Genomic DNA, 13,759 nt, shown 5'->3' on the forward strand with positions numbered 1-13,759 from the left:
CCAATTCTCGACTCAGAGCTGAGATGGACAAGTAAACCAGTGAATTTATGAAATCCTTTATAACCGTCCTCGTTATTTGTCTGTTCAGTGGTAATATTTTTGCTCAAAACGCCGGTAAATTAATGGCCACTTATGCCTACTCGGCAGCCCTGCCAGTATACAACAGAAATGTTGTGGGCGGAGCTGATTTTGAAAGCAAAGGATCTTCGGCATTTGGAATGCGGTACATATTGAAAAGCAAAAAAGCCATTACATTTGAAACCGGACTTGAATATGCCAGGCACAAGTACGTTATTTCGTCCAACTTACCTCCAAACATACCAGCCACATCAAGAGAAGAGAAGGTGGAACTCCTATCAGTCCCTGTTTATGCCCATCTTAATTTCCTAAAATACCTTTTTGTACACGGTGGCGCACTGGTTGATGTGGAATTGAATAAGAAAAATTCCATCGACAAGCAGTCGGGCATAGGTTTAGGACTCGGCCTTGGCGGGCAGATAAACATAAAAAGGATATCTTTCGTGATCAATCCCTTTTTGCAACGACATGCATTTGTCAGCTTTCCCGACGACACAGGTACACGTCAAAGTTTGCTCAATACGGGTGTTCGTGTTGGACTTGCCTATTCACTTTGAAACTACACCTTATTTTCGGCGAGAGCCTTAATCTTCGTCAGGACTTTTGTAGCAGATTCTGTGTAGGATTCGTAATACTCCAGTCCGTTGTTCAGTTGTGCAAAATCCCCGATCTGTATCGAAAGCGCTGTCTGCTCTGCATCGGCTTTAAGGGAATAGGTAAACGAAATATCGCACTCCGAAGGAGATAAATCCCACTTGGTTTGGTAAAGCGATAACTTTAAAGTTTCCTGTGCTACCATTTCTGTTACCACCATTTTAGAAGAGCCTGCCCATTCTATCTCCCTGCCAGTTTCCAGATAATAGTCCTGAAAATCTTCGGGTAGCGCATCCCATTGACGGATGAATTTGGGTGCGATGAGCACTTCCCATACTTTAGTCAGCGGTGCTTCTATGAGTACCTTATTTTTTACATTCAGCTTTTTCATTACAAAGACTTAAATTATGCAGACTTGATGTACGATCATGCCTGTTAGTCACATATAAAATACGGTGCCAGGCATACGCTGGATAAACACTGGCACCTTCAAGCACGTTCTCCGCTTAGCAATATTTAATTATATTTACGTTAACTACTAATCTCTTACGTTCATGGATCAACGCATCATAAATCTTTTTGACGAATACACGCACAAGCCTCTAACCAGAGACGCATTCCTTAAAAAGCTCGCTAAACTTACCGGGAGTTCGGCGGCGGCCTTAGCACTTCTTCCCATGCTGGAAGTAAACTACGCACAAGCCGCAACGATTTCGGAAAACGATGACGATATTATCACCAGCGACATCACTTATCCCGGCGATGACTCCACTATGAAGGGCTATCTGGCAAAGCCTAAAACCAAAGCGAAAAAAGGCAGTGTTGTTGTGATTCATGAAAACCGAGGGCTCAACCCACACACCAAAGACGTAGCACGCAGGATTGCAAAGGCGGGGTACATCGCACTTGCCGTGGACGCACTTGCACCATTTGGAGGCACCCCGGAAAATGAGGATGATGCCCGGGCGCTTTTTGCTAAAATTGAAGCTCCCAAAAACCTGAATAATTTTCTGAAAGGACTTGAGTATTTGCGAATCCAACCTGACAGCAATGGAAAAACAGCTACCATAGGCTTTTGTTGGGGCGGAGCTTTGTCTAATCAGCTTGCTGTGAATGATCCGCATTTGAACGCAGCGATAGCATATTACGGACGACAGCCCGAGGCAGCGGATGTGCCAAAGATCAAGGCCGCGGTTCAGTTACATTACGGGGGACTGGACGAACGTATCAACGCGGGGATTCCGGCATATGAAGAAGCTTTAAAAACTGCCGGAAAAAAATATGAACTCTATGTCTACGAAGGTGCACAACATGCTTTCTTAAACGATTCAGCACCAACCCGCTATAACCCTGAGGCTGCTAAACTGGCCTGGGAAAGAACGCTGGAATTTTTTCAAAAAAACATTTCATAAAACCAATGGTTTATAAAAAAAGGGGCATTGGACTTGAAAGATCCGATGCCCCTTTTTTACTATCTGACCTGTTACCAAACTTCGGGTACAAGTTTATCTTCTCTCCTCTCAGCGAGCGTCCTGTTTACCTTTTTGGAAAAGTTTCTGAAAAATGCAAAAACAACAACGCCTGTTACCACACCTACTGCTACGATCTTTTTCATATTGACTAATGGTTTATGAATTCTGAATGATTTGAATGCCTTATAAGCAATTCATCATTCTCCATCTTACAAAAACAATACCAGCAGTAGCAAAACGCTAAAAATTCATAAGCTAAATGAGGCCTGGTACGATTTTTAAACCAGCACATGGAAACAATAGATGTGAGTTATGGATGTAGTCATTTTTTTTAAAGCTGTAGGCAACCTACTTTTCGCGGCAATACTTTTCCTGGCGGTGGTAATGACAACCCTACTATCACTTATAACTTATATCTTCCGTGAGCTTAAACCTCTTTTACTACAAAAGAGGACAGCGTTTATACGTAAAATTAAATTGGCCCGTTCTTTACAACACCTGGGGCTCAGGAGATCAGTTTCTGGCGCAACAAAAATTCCAGCTGATTATTGGCATCAATAAGCTTGCTGATCAACTCCTTGTTCTCCTCCCTTAGCCTGAAAATCTCGTAGGCATTCTTTATAATAATTTTGAGCTGCTGCTCATCCCATGGCTTATTGAGATAATAGTAGATGTGCCCCTTGTTCACAGCATCAATTACTGCGTTAATATCAGTATAGCCTGTAAGCAAAATTCTAATCGGCTCGGTGTACTTCTTCAACACCTCAATCAGAAAATCTACACCGGTCATTTCCGGCATCCTCTGATCTGTGATGATCACATGAATAACATTTTTCTCCAGAATCGCCAGCCCCTCCTGTCCCGATGATGCCAACAACACATTAAAGTCTCTCCGAAAGGCCGCCTTAAAGGAATTCAGATTGTTAATTTCGTCGTCTACGTATAATATGCTTATTTTTTCTGAGCGTTCCATAGGGTCATTTTCTTGATCTCGGAGTATTAAATCTAAGGGCTGGCAAAGATAATTTACTTTTTCAGAACCTGTATAATTATTCTACAAGATCCGCGCAGTAGTTTTGTAGCTGATTTCAGAGAAAATCATGGTAATCAATTAGTGGCAAACAACTAAAATATTTTGTTACTTCTAAATAGACACATACTTTTACATAAGTTGCCGAACAATTATGCTCCCAAACTTAAAACAACATGGATTATTGTAAATTTATGTTACCCAAATCATAAAAATGACGACAATATCTATAATTTAGATTAAGGGAAAAATATAGAATTTAGAGTAGCTACAATACTAGTCAGACAAGGCCGCGGATAAGCAGCAATAAATTTGAAAAAATGCACCACAAACAGGAATCAGACCGATTATTTTCGCCAATTGTCTTCGCAAAAGATCAGAACTCTAAGGCCCGGGAATTTAAAGCGAAAAAGAAAGACTCTCCTGATACGCTGATCCTCGACCTGTTCGAATCTCAAAAAAAAGAAATATTTAAAATACAAAATCCGGGGACAAGATTTTCTGATGAAGATCTGAACCGCATTTACAGCGAATGGGTTAAGGGCAAAAATCCTGACGATGAAGGTACCTGGGTTTATTATCCGTGGAGTTACCGGCTTATACATTTACTTGACAGGGAAGAATTTATCACACTTCGCACCAGCAGAAATCATCATAAAATTTCTCCCGGCGAGCAGGCTGATCTTTTTGAAAAAACAATAGGTATCATCGGTCTTTCCGTAGGTCATTCGGTAGCCATTAGTATAGCCACCGAGCGAATTTGCGGCAAGTTAAAGCTGGCAGATTTCGATACCATTGAGTTGAGTAATTTGAACAGATTGAAAACGGGGCTGCACAACATCGGATTGAACAAATGCGTGGTAACAGCCCGTGAGATCGCCGAAATAGACCCTTTTATTGAAATTGAATGCTACACAGAAGGTATTAACGACCAGAACATGCAGCGTTTCATGACTGAGGGAGGCAAGCTGGACATCCTCATTGACGAATGTGACGACATTGAGATCAAAATAGCATGCAGAAATATGGCCAAACAAAACCATATTCCGGTAGTGATGGAAACCAGCGATCGTGGCATGCTCGATGTAGAAAGATTCGACCTTGAAACAAACAGACCTATACTTCATGGCCTGCTGGCAGGAATTCCTGATGAAAAACTTAAAAATATCAGTCCGCAAGACCGCGTACCGTTAATCATGCGAATGGTTGACGCAACAAAAGGGTCTGTACGAGGGAGAGCTTCGTTACTGGAAGTAGGACAGAGCATAAGCACATGGCCGCAGCTTGCCAGCGCTGTAACGCTTGGCGGTGGCGTGGTTACCGATGTAGCAAGGCGCATCCTGCTTCATCAGTTTACCGACTCCGGAAGGTATTATGTAGATCTTGAACAGCTCATTGCAAATCAAAATCCAACAACAGAACAGCTAACCTATACCAAAATACCGCTACCATTCAACCTGCCAGAGGCCGTTCGTATAGCAGATTCGTTACCGTACAAAAAGGTATCACACCTGCCTTCTGAAACGGAATTGAATGAGATTATTGAGGCAGCCGGACAAGCACCCTCGTCGGGTAACGAACAAGCCTGGAAATGGGTTTTCCGAAACGGCAGGCTTCATTTATTTCAGGACCGTTCCAGGTCATTTTCATTCGCTAATGTTGACAACGCCGCGGCTTATCTTTCTCTCGGTGCTGCATATGAAAACGTGGTTTTAAAAAGCTATCAACTTGGCTTTGGCGTTGACAGTGCTATCTTTCCCCTGGGTGAAAAATCAGATTTAATCGCCGCGATCTATTTCCGCGATCTGAGTGATCCGGGTGTGGAAAGTGTCCCGTCTCCCGAACTTCACGAGTACATTGGCACACGTTCCACCAACAGAACCGTCAGCGCTCAATCAGAGCTGGATTCAGAAGACCGGAAAGTCTTTGAGTCTTTACCTGACAATCCAACATTCACCCTTAAAATACTGACCGACAAGCAACAAATTAGCCAGATTGGTGCAATTGCAGGAGAATGTGACCTCATCACACTATTAAATGAACATGGTCATCACGATTATTTTGAAAGGAATACCCGCTGGACTACTGACGAATACAGCCGGTCAAATGATGGAATACCTTTGCAAGTACCCGGTAATGCGCCTCCGCTTATTGCTGCCCTCACGGTTTTAAGAGATAAAAAAGTGGCGTCTGCTTTAAGAACCATAGGAGGAGGAAATGCTTTGGTACAAGCAAGTGGATTTTCAGCCAGCAGCGCTTCCGGCATCGGTGTGCTTAGCATGACCAGTCATTCGCCTGAAGGCTTTTTGAGAGGTGGAATGTTAATGCAGAAAATTTGGTTAAAAGCAACACAGCTAGGCTATACGCTACAACCGCTATTTACTCCGATCTCCCTGTTTCGGCGGATGGCGTCGGGCGCAGGCCTGGAAGAGGATGAGAAAGAGAAGCTAAAAAAACTTAGCAGTAAATTTAGAACTATTGCTAACTTACAAAAAAATGAAATAGAAGTATTTCTATTCAAATTAGCAAGAGCCGACAAACAGTCGTTGAGCACCAAGCGTCTTCCAATAAATGAAATTTTGTTCCGGGTAAACGACAGTGTTGAATGAAAGCCAAAATCAGAGCTTATAAATCACCTGATGACATTGAAACTAGTCTGAGATACATTGAAGGGCACCGGAAGGTATTGGAATCGTATGGAGTAAAAAAAGTAACCTCTGCCAATCACAACTGGCTATATGATGATCAAACTTATGTGGTGATCGTAGAATCGGAGGATGGAGACAGGATATTTGGAGGTACCCGGGTTCAGATTCGGTCCCAAAACCTGAAAATGCCGATGGAGGATGCGATTTCAAAAATAGACAGTAATATTTATGCCTACATGGATAAATATGAAAATAAAAAACTGGCGGAATTCTGTGGATTGTTTAATTCCAAAGAGGTAGCAGGGTATGGAATCGGCAGTATTTTTCTGGGAAGAATAGCGATTGCCATTTGCGCAAACATGGGTGTGGATCACCTGATGGGATTGTGTTCACCAGCAACACTTAGAAACAGCTTACGGGTTGGTTTCGAAATACTTAGAGATCTTGGAAACAATGGAACGTTCTATTATCCAAGAGAAAGCCTCATCGCAACGGCCCTGATTATTGAAGATGTTCAAAACCTTCCCAATGCGACAATCGAGGAAAAAAACCGTATTCTTGATTTAAGAAATAATCCTAGCCAATTTGCGGTGGAAAAAGGCCCGAAAGGCGAACTTGAAATTATTTATGATACGAAGATTTAGGCCACCGGTTGTACAGAACATACTACTTTTCTTACTACTGGGTTTTACGCATGTAAGCTACGGTGCGGAAATACCCTTTACAGGAAAAGACGTAATGATTGGCAAATACCTGGAAATTGCCGAAGATCCCAGTGGCAGCCGTACCATTCATAATCTTAACACGTTAAAATTTACAAAAAGCACGGAGGATGCACCAAATTTCGGTTTCAGCAGCTCTGCATGGTGGATTAAATTTACAGTCAAAAACGAAATATCTGATAAAAACCTTTACCTCGAACTGGGTTACCCGCTCATTCACTCCGGCGAACTATTTACGGAAAATGATTCTGCGTCAGTTCAAAGAATAGCTGCTGACGATTCATTTTATCAACGCGCCACCAAACATCAAAATCTGGTCTTCAGATTAACAATTGACAAAGGCAACAGCCGTACCTATTATTTTAGAGTAAGAGAAGAAACTCAAATTGTACTCCCGCTTTTTATCCGAACCCAGGGTGGCTTTTTTGACTCCATGCTCACCAGCGAAATACTGACCGGGATCTACGCAGGGATTTTGTTTGTAATGATGCTCTACAACCTGTTCCTCTATTTCTCCATCAGAGAAGACAGCTATCTGTACTACGTACTGTACATTTTGTTTATCGGTCTGGCGCAACTTACCCTCACCGGCTACGGATTTAAAATGATATGGCCGCGGCAACCGGAATTCAACTCTCTGGCTCCCACCCTATTTTCTGCCCTGTCAGGATTGTTTGCCGTGTTGTTCTTCCGAAATTTCCTGAATACCAGAGAAAAAACACCGGTATTTGACAAGGGATTGTCTGTCATTGTCGTGGCCTACGTTCTTTCACTTGCTTTTAAGGTCGCGGGCGTTGAGTTTATAAGCTATATGCTGACCAACCTCGCAGGTGTTTGTTCAGTAATTCTTGCGCTTGTTGTGTCGGCAATACTTTCTTACCAGAACTACCGTCCCGCCAAGTTTTTTCTGATCGCCTGGGCTATCTTTTTTCTTGGTCTGTCACTTTTCGTTCTCCGTAACCTGAACATATTGCCCTTCAATACTTTCACTAATTACACCATGCAGGCCGGAACAGCCATAGAGGTGATATTACTATCGTTTGCCTTGGCAGATAAGATTAATGTGCTCAAAAGGGAAAAGGAGCTCTCACAGGAACAGGCACTATTGATCTCACTCGAAAACGAGCGTATTATTACTGAGCAAAATGTGGTGCTGGAAAGAAATGTGGAGGAGAGAACCCGGGAACTGAGACAGGCCAATACTGAATTGATCTACACGCTGACTAAGCTAAAAGATACTCAAACACAGCTGATAGAGTCTGAAAAAATGGCTTCGCTGGGTCAGTTAACTGCCGGGATTGCCCATGAGATCAACAATCCGATCAACTTCGTAAGCTCCAATATCAGACCGCTGAGAAGGGATATTGATGATTTGCTTCAAATTCTGGATTCGTACGGGGAACTTCATGAAGCAGGCGCGACAAATATTACAGAAGATCAGTTGAGGGAGATAAACGACCTGAAAAATGACCTTGATCTCGACTATATTAAAACAGAACTTAATGTTTTGCTTAAAGGGATGGAAGACGGCGCACACCGAACCGTTGAGATTGTGAAAGGTCTTAAAATGTTTGCGCGTGTGGATGATACCGACTTGAACATGGTCGACGTCAACGAAGGGATTGAGTCTACGCTGGTCATTTTGAACTACCAGATGGGTCCTGCACTCAAACTTGTAAAAGATCTGGGAAGCATTCCAAATATTGAAGGATATGGTGGAAAACTGAATCAGGTATTCATGAACATCCTGACGAATTCAATTCATGTTATTCAAAACGATAGTACCAACACCGAGCCCACGATCTGGGTAAAAACCTGGATGAGCGATGCGGACCACGTCAGCATTTCTATGAAAGACAATGGCACCGGGATGACACCGGAAGTAAAGGCCAAAATTTTTGAACCGTTTTTCACAACCAAACAAGTGGGGGAAGGAACGGGACTTGGCTTGTCAATTGTTTTTAAAATTATAGAAGTACATCAGGGTAATATTGTAGTCAATACGGCAGTTGGACAAGGAACAGAATTCATCATTACCCTTCCTATCATAAAGAAAAAGAATACTATCTTAGCAATCAATGAGTAATAAACCAATTCGAATTCTGTATATAGACGACGAGGAACATAACCTCCATTCGTTTAAGGCGACATTCCGTAAGCAATGGGATATTACCACGACCATTTCTGTTGTAGAAGCACTGGAAATTCTTGCATCCAAAGATTTCAATATCATTTTGGCAGACCAGCGTATGCCGATCATGACAGGTGTACAATTCTTTGAAAAGATCCGGGACCAATATCCTAATATCATCAGAATACTGATCACGGGACACACAGACATCGGAGCGGCTATTGATGCTATTAACAAAGGTGAAGTATTCCGTTTTATTGATAAGCCATGGGATTACGTATACGTCGAAAATGCGATTACGCATGCATATGACATTTACAAGACCCGTGAGGATCTGAAACAAAGGAATATAGAACTGCAAAAAGCAAATGAAGAGCTTGATAAATTCGTATATAGTGCCTCACACGATCTTCGCGCACCACTGATGTCGGTGCTTGGGATTGTTAACCTCGCTTTACTGGAAGATGACCTTCAATCACAAAACGAATACCTGGAACTGATTAGAAAGTCGGTAAAAAAGCTTGACACATTCATCATTAACATTATTGATTATTATAAAAATGCACGAGGTGTACCCGTTATTTCAAACATCAATTTTGAAGAGCTGATTACCGAAGTTCAGGCAACTATCCAGTATCTGCCGGAATTTGGCAGACTGAAAATTACCTCAGACATTCAGCAGGAAGGCGTTTTCAAATCTGATGTAATGAAGCTCAGGATCATTTTTAATAATCTCATCAATAATGCTGTAAAATTTCAGGATCCATCCAAGGAGAATCCATTTATACACCTTAAGGTGGAGGCTTCCTCAGAGCATGCCAAAATCATTATTGAAGATAATGGCATGGGGATCAGAGAAATAGATCAGGATAAAATCTTTAAAATGTTTTATCGGGCGGGAGCAACCAACAGCGGATCTGGAATTGGACTTTATATTGTTCATGAAGCAATATCAAAATTAGGAGGAGGAATAAATATCTCCTCCGTCTATGGAACAGGTAGTATTTTTGAATTGAACCTGCCTTCTATCAATAAATAAAACGTTATGAATTTTATCAATATTATATTGATCGACGACAGTGCATTTGACTTGTTCATCTATGAGAAACTGCTCATTAAAAGTGGCATAACCCGGACAGTCAAAACATTCAATTCTGCACGTGAAGCATTGAAATTTTTGATATCAGAAGAAAGCGCGTTGCCTCAAACCGTTATCCTTCTGGACCTGCAAATGCCTGATATGAATGGCTTTGACTTTATTGATGCCTATGCGAAGGTGCCGGAAGGACTGAAAAATAAAATACAGATTTTCATGTTGTCCTCCACCATCGACTCGCGTGATATCGAAAAGGCGAGATCCAGCCCCTACATCATTGACTTACTACCAAAGCCATTGGAAATTGAAGTGCTAAAAAATAGGCTCGCTTAATGACACACAACTACTTATAGAATCACAATTGTCTGTTTAAGTTATATGAAGGATGGTGAGGAACGGACGGCAGTTCCATATTCCACACATTGTTTCCAAATAGTACATTACGGTAAAACAGGTTTTTATCACACGGGATTGAAAAATTAAAAATTGTGATATTTTCAATAAAGAATATAAAATATTTTCACCGCAAGAATTAAATGCTTCATTGGGTACGATATGTTTGGGGATAGGAATTTTAAACTCTTATACCTTAAACTACTAATCCCTAAAATGAAAACTGACGACAAGACCCTGCTTGAAATTGTAAAATTGCATAACCAGTACGTGAAGGAAGTTGAGCTCAGCGGAATTAAACCTCTATCTGTTGAGATTTACAGGAACAACTCCTACAACTTCGTGAGATGGATCAAAGATGAGTTCATTCCCGGCGGCTCCAAATCTAAAAGAAAAGAAATTCAGGCATAAGCTTTTGAAGATTGGGATGGTGACAAACCATTGTTTTTCGTTATTTTTGATGTCGGTTTTACCCGTCTCAATCAATAACAAAGGTAGTCAGCTATGATATTTGCAGTATTAAATTTCCTGAAAGGACGCTTTTCGAAAGAAGCCATCGAAGAAGCAAAATCGAACGAGACAAAAATGTCACGCCAGGAAGCGTTACAGCAATTCAGAAACCTTGCCTCTAAAAGAACCAAAAGGAACTGACCTCCATCCCAGATATCCAACTTTTTCTATCGTGGTCACTACTAAACCGACTGCTCCGTCACCGGTCAAAGTTTATCTCCGTTGTCTTTGGGATCTGGCATAAAATTCCAGAAAGAATTAAATTTAGCTTTGTAACGAGCAGTATCCAGTTTGTATAACGTAGCTTTTTTAGTTGCAGACTGGCTGTTTTTGTTACCTGTATCTATCAACAACCCGGTAGACAACAATTTACGACTGAAATTCCGGCGGTCTATCGGCGTGTCGTATATGGCTTCGTATAGCTTTTGGAGCTGAGGAATGGTGAATTGCTCCGGCAAAAGTTCAAAACCGATCGGATGCAATGCAGCCTTGTATCTTAAGTGCTCAATGGCTTGCGAAACCATTTCATTATGATCAAAAATAAGGGAGGGTCGATCGTCGAGACTTATCCATGACGCATTGTGAAACCGCATCGCATCCTCGTCATGATCATCAATGTTGATCAATGCAAAAAAAACGATTGAGACCGTCCGGGTTACCGGATCACGGCCTACATTGCCGTACACGCCCAGCTGCTCTACATAAATGTCCTTCAAGCCTGTCAAATTGTAAAGAATCCGGTTTGCTCCATCTTCCAGATTTTCATCAAAATCAAGAAACCCGCCCATCAAAGACCATTTCCCCTTCTCCGGTTCGAAGTTTCTTTTAATCAACAGCAATTTGATATCCTTCCCGTCAAAACCGAAAATGATGCAATCAAGAGCCAACAAAATACCCGTGGCGTTGGGATAATTGGTCATTCTACTCAAAAATTATAAGTACAAAGGAAATTCCTGTTGCAGCAAGTTTTGTATTAAACCGAACATCTGTTTATAGATCTCTTTGCCAAACCGACGAAAAGCCTAACTGAGCCGGAATATATCAATTGTATTCCATTTTATTCCATTGTGTTGTAAAAGATGAAAGTCGTGAACAGGAAATTTCGCTAAAAAGCTTCGTTCCCTAAAATCTTCCCATGCTGGCAGAAATTGCTCCGGCGTCAAATCTCTGTAAGCTACTGTAACATGTGGATGAAAATGCCGTTCGTGGTTCATAATGGCAATCTCCGGGAAGTTCACAACAAATTGATCTATAATCTGCGTTTGCAAAAATGAAAGATTCTTACTCAATATCGGATTGATGTAAATAACAGGATGATTTTTGTTGGCAAAGCTTCCGAAATTCTTCAATTCTATATCAAAGGTTTTAGCCTGAACATTAAGATTTACAAACCAATCTCTCACCATTTGATGCTTTGCCGCATCAATAGTAAATGGAGCTTTGAGCGTGATGTGCGGAATTATTCTCAATGATTTATGGCTATTGTAGTTATTTGCTATGTACTCTTCAATAGCCACGATCCTTCTTTGAAGATCTTCTGGCAATACAATGGCGAGGAAGTACAAATTATTCTTTTTCATCATTTGAAATCGTTCAGAACTACCATTTCTCCATACAACCATTACTTATACCTGTCACAAAATACGCAGATTGGGATACATGTGAAACCGTTAAATATTTTCACATTTCATTAACAGCTGATATCAATGCAGTTACCATCTGAAAAAAATAAGTTAACAGTTCCTTAATCTTAAAGACCTGTATTTTGTATTTCCTTCGCAATTATTAGAAAATCGGTTTTCCTGCTTTTCTTATAAAACACCTAAACTCCCGGCCATATGATCTCCGACAGAAGATCCTTTCTTGAAAAAATGTCACAAATCGGTGCACTCAGTTTACTGCCCGTCGCTCCGGTTTTGGCCAATTCTACCGATACCTTACCTATCGAAGAAAATAATCATTTTGTCGCCGACCCTTATTTACAAAATCCCGGTAATGATGAAATAACGATTGTGTTTATCACCAGCAAAAATAGTTTCAGCTGGGTGGAATATGGAAGCGGAACATACACCAGTAAAAGAGAATTCGGCTATAATAATGGTCTTATCGAGGCCAACAATCGCGTCAATAAGATTACACTCTCCAACCTTAAACCCGGAACAGAGCACAAATACAAAGTCGTGTCTACCGAAATACTTGGCTACAAGGGCTCCAAGGTAGAGTTTGGCGAGACGATTTCCAGCCCACTGTATGGTTTCAAGACCCCTTCGTCAGGGGACGAGGAATTCAAAATGGTTATTTTCAACGACATACACGATCGTCCTCAGATCATTCCGCAATTGCTTTACAGGCATGGTTACACAGGAAATAAGCGCGATTATGATTTTGTAGTATTTAACGGCGACTGTTTCGATTGGGTGACGTCAGAACAGCAAATGGTGGACCACCTTTTAAAACCGTCTACGGATGTTTTTGCCAGTGAAATTCCTTTTATACTTACCCAAGGAAATCACGAATGCCGGGGGAGCTTTTCGCGGCGTATTCCGGAATATTTTTCTTATCCGGAAAATAAATATTACTATTCTTTTACCCGCGGCCCGGTTCATTTTTTAATCCTTGATTCTGGTGAGGATAAAACGGATGACAGTGTTGAGTATGGAGGATTATCTGCTTTTGATCGCTACCGGGAGATTCAGAAAAAGTGGCTCGAAAAAGAAATTGAAACTGAAGCATTCAAAAAGGCGGCATTCAGGGTATTGCTGATTCACATTTCACCCTGGCATTCGGGAGATTGGCATGGGACAATGCATTGTCGCGAGGTGTTCGGACCGGTACTGAATAAGGCAAAAATTGACGTGCAAATATCTGGACATACCCACCGATATGCCACGCATGAAGCAGACTCCACCCACAATTTTCCCATCATGATCGGCGGAGGTCCATTGGAAGGAAACCGGACGCTGATCAAACTGCATGCAACATCCAAAGAATTGAATTTGAAGATGATACGTGATGACGGCGAGCTGGCAGGAAAATTAACAATCCAGAAGAAGTCAAGGTAGATTTCACCCGATCGAATACTTTA

15 protein-coding genes are annotated in these 13,759 nt (G+C 41.5%); 10 read left to right on the top strand and 5 right to left on the bottom strand.

Annotated features, from left to right (window positions below; genetic code table 11):
* Positions 1–47: 47 nt before the first annotated feature.
* Positions 48–635: a hypothetical protein gene (locus tag LZG71_RS19320; protein ID WP_233823113.1), complete on the top strand. Its 588-nt coding sequence runs from the start codon at positions 48–50 to the stop codon at positions 633–635.
* 2 nt (positions 636–637) lie between these two features.
* Here LZG71_RS19320 and LZG71_RS19325 read toward each other — a convergent pair whose 3' ends face one another.
* Entirely contained in the window at positions 638–1,063 is a 426-nt protein-coding gene (locus LZG71_RS19325) for an SRPBCC domain-containing protein (RefSeq protein WP_233823115.1), read from the bottom strand.
* A 163-nt stretch (positions 1,064–1,226) separates the two neighbouring features.
* Between LZG71_RS19325 and LZG71_RS19330 the strand changes: the two genes are divergently transcribed.
* On the top strand, positions 1,227–2,084 hold the full coding sequence (locus LZG71_RS19330) for a dienelactone hydrolase family protein (protein WP_233823117.1): 858 nt from the start codon (positions 1,227–1,229) through the stop codon (positions 2,082–2,084).
* Positions 2,085–2,155: 71 nt separating this feature from the next.
* Here LZG71_RS19330 and LZG71_RS30495 read toward each other — a convergent pair whose 3' ends face one another.
* Both LZG71_RS30495 and LZG71_RS19335 read right to left on the bottom strand, forming a co-directional pair.
* Entirely contained in the window at positions 2,156–2,287 is a 132-nt protein-coding gene (locus LZG71_RS30495; protein ID WP_255713129.1) for a hypothetical protein, read from the bottom strand.
* A 362-nt stretch (positions 2,288–2,649) separates the two neighbouring features.
* Positions 2,650–3,117, bottom strand: coding sequence for a response regulator (locus LZG71_RS19335; protein ID WP_233823119.1), 468 nt, complete (start codon positions 3,115–3,117; stop codon positions 2,650–2,652).
* Between the two features lie 377 nt (positions 3,118–3,494).
* Here LZG71_RS19335 and LZG71_RS19340 point away from each other — a divergent pair, with 377 nt between their 5' ends.
* From LZG71_RS19340 to LZG71_RS19370, 7 genes are all read left to right on the top strand, one after another.
* A complete protein-coding gene (locus LZG71_RS19340; protein WP_233823121.1) occupies positions 3,495–5,783 on the top strand; it encodes an Rv1355c family protein in 2,289 nt (762 codons plus the stop codon).
* Positions 5,780–6,466, top strand: coding sequence for a hypothetical protein (locus LZG71_RS19345; protein ID WP_233823123.1), 687 nt, complete (start codon positions 5,780–5,782; stop codon positions 6,464–6,466). Before LZG71_RS19340 ends, LZG71_RS19345 begins: the two co-directional genes overlap by 4 nt.
* Complete coding sequence (locus LZG71_RS19350; RefSeq protein ID WP_233823125.1) at positions 6,450–8,630, top strand: 7TM diverse intracellular signaling domain-containing protein; 2,181 nt, start codon at positions 6,450–6,452, stop codon at positions 8,628–8,630. Before LZG71_RS19345 ends, LZG71_RS19350 begins: the two co-directional genes overlap by 17 nt.
* A complete protein-coding gene (locus LZG71_RS19355; protein WP_233823127.1) occupies positions 8,623–9,714 on the top strand; it encodes an ATP-binding protein in 1,092 nt (363 codons plus the stop codon). Before LZG71_RS19350 ends, LZG71_RS19355 begins: the two co-directional genes overlap by 8 nt.
* A 6-nt stretch (positions 9,715–9,720) precedes the next feature.
* Positions 9,721–10,104 (top strand): two-component system response regulator, encoded by a 384-nt coding sequence (locus tag LZG71_RS19360; protein ID WP_233823129.1) that lies wholly within the window; start codon positions 9,721–9,723, stop codon positions 10,102–10,104.
* Positions 10,105–10,380: 276 nt separating this feature from the next.
* Positions 10,381–10,575 (top strand): hypothetical protein, encoded by a 195-nt coding sequence (locus tag LZG71_RS19365; protein ID WP_233823131.1) that lies wholly within the window; start codon positions 10,381–10,383, stop codon positions 10,573–10,575.
* A 93-nt stretch (positions 10,576–10,668) separates the two neighbouring features.
* Positions 10,669–10,815, top strand: coding sequence for a hypothetical protein (locus tag LZG71_RS19370; RefSeq protein ID WP_233823133.1), 147 nt, complete (start codon positions 10,669–10,671; stop codon positions 10,813–10,815).
* A gap of 65 nt (positions 10,816–10,880) precedes the next feature.
* Here the strand turns inward: LZG71_RS19370 and LZG71_RS19375 are convergent, their stop codons facing one another.
* Both LZG71_RS19375 and LZG71_RS19380 read right to left on the bottom strand, forming a co-directional pair.
* The gene (locus tag LZG71_RS19375; RefSeq protein WP_233823135.1) at positions 10,881–11,594 is read right to left on the bottom strand and encodes an NrtR DNA-binding winged helix domain-containing protein; all 714 of its coding nucleotides are present in this window, start codon (positions 11,592–11,594) and stop codon (positions 10,881–10,883) included.
* A gap of 102 nt (positions 11,595–11,696) precedes the next feature.
* Positions 11,697–12,257, bottom strand: a complete 561-nt coding sequence (locus LZG71_RS19380; RefSeq protein ID WP_233823137.1) for a 2'-5' RNA ligase family protein — start codon at positions 12,255–12,257, stop codon at positions 11,697–11,699.
* Between the two features lie 255 nt (positions 12,258–12,512).
* On the opposite strand from LZG71_RS19380, the gene LZG71_RS19385 reads away from it, so the two are divergent.
* The gene (locus tag LZG71_RS19385; protein ID WP_233823138.1) at positions 12,513–13,736 is read left to right on the top strand and encodes a metallophosphoesterase; all 1,224 of its coding nucleotides are present in this window, start codon (positions 12,513–12,515) and stop codon (positions 13,734–13,736) included.
* The last annotated feature ends 23 nt before the right edge of the window (positions 13,737–13,759 follow it).

The sequence above is a fragment of the Dyadobacter sp. CY312 genome, from assembly GCF_021390535.1.
GTDB lineage: Bacteria > Bacteroidota > Bacteroidia > Cytophagales > Spirosomataceae > Dyadobacter.

Coding starts and splice junctions, on each gene's coding strand:
- LZG71_RS19375 (WP_233823135.1), bottom strand. CDS start 11,594: ATGACCAATTATCCCAACGCCACGGGTATTTTGTTGGCTCTTGATTGC.
- LZG71_RS19335 (WP_233823119.1), bottom strand. CDS start 3,117: ATGGAACGCTCAGAAAAAATAAGCATATTATACGTAGACGACGAAATT.
- LZG71_RS19320 (WP_233823113.1), top strand. CDS start 48: ATGAAATCCTTTATAACCGTCCTCGTTATTTGTCTGTTCAGTGGTAAT.
- LZG71_RS19345 (WP_233823123.1), top strand. CDS start 5,780: ATGAAAGCCAAAATCAGAGCTTATAAATCACCTGATGACATTGAAACT.
- LZG71_RS19355 (WP_233823127.1), top strand. CDS start 8,623: ATGAGTAATAAACCAATTCGAATTCTGTATATAGACGACGAGGAACAT.
- LZG71_RS19325 (WP_233823115.1), bottom strand. CDS start 1,063: ATGAAAAAGCTGAATGTAAAAAATAAGGTACTCATAGAAGCACCGCTG.
- LZG71_RS19360 (WP_233823129.1), top strand. CDS start 9,721: ATGAATTTTATCAATATTATATTGATCGACGACAGTGCATTTGACTTG.
- LZG71_RS19330 (WP_233823117.1), top strand. CDS start 1,227: ATGGATCAACGCATCATAAATCTTTTTGACGAATACACGCACAAGCCT.
- LZG71_RS19365 (WP_233823131.1), top strand. CDS start 10,381: ATGAAAACTGACGACAAGACCCTGCTTGAAATTGTAAAATTGCATAAC.
- LZG71_RS19370 (WP_233823133.1), top strand. CDS start 10,669: ATGATATTTGCAGTATTAAATTTCCTGAAAGGACGCTTTTCGAAAGAA.
- LZG71_RS19380 (WP_233823137.1), bottom strand. CDS start 12,257: ATGATGAAAAAGAATAATTTGTACTTCCTCGCCATTGTATTGCCAGAA.
- LZG71_RS19385 (WP_233823138.1), top strand. CDS start 12,513: ATGATCTCCGACAGAAGATCCTTTCTTGAAAAAATGTCACAAATCGGT.
- LZG71_RS30495 (WP_255713129.1), bottom strand. CDS start 2,287: ATGAAAAAGATCGTAGCAGTAGGTGTGGTAACAGGCGTTGTTGTTTTT.
- LZG71_RS19340 (WP_233823121.1), top strand. CDS start 3,495: ATGCACCACAAACAGGAATCAGACCGATTATTTTCGCCAATTGTCTTC.
- LZG71_RS19350 (WP_233823125.1), top strand. CDS start 6,450: ATGATACGAAGATTTAGGCCACCGGTTGTACAGAACATACTACTTTTC.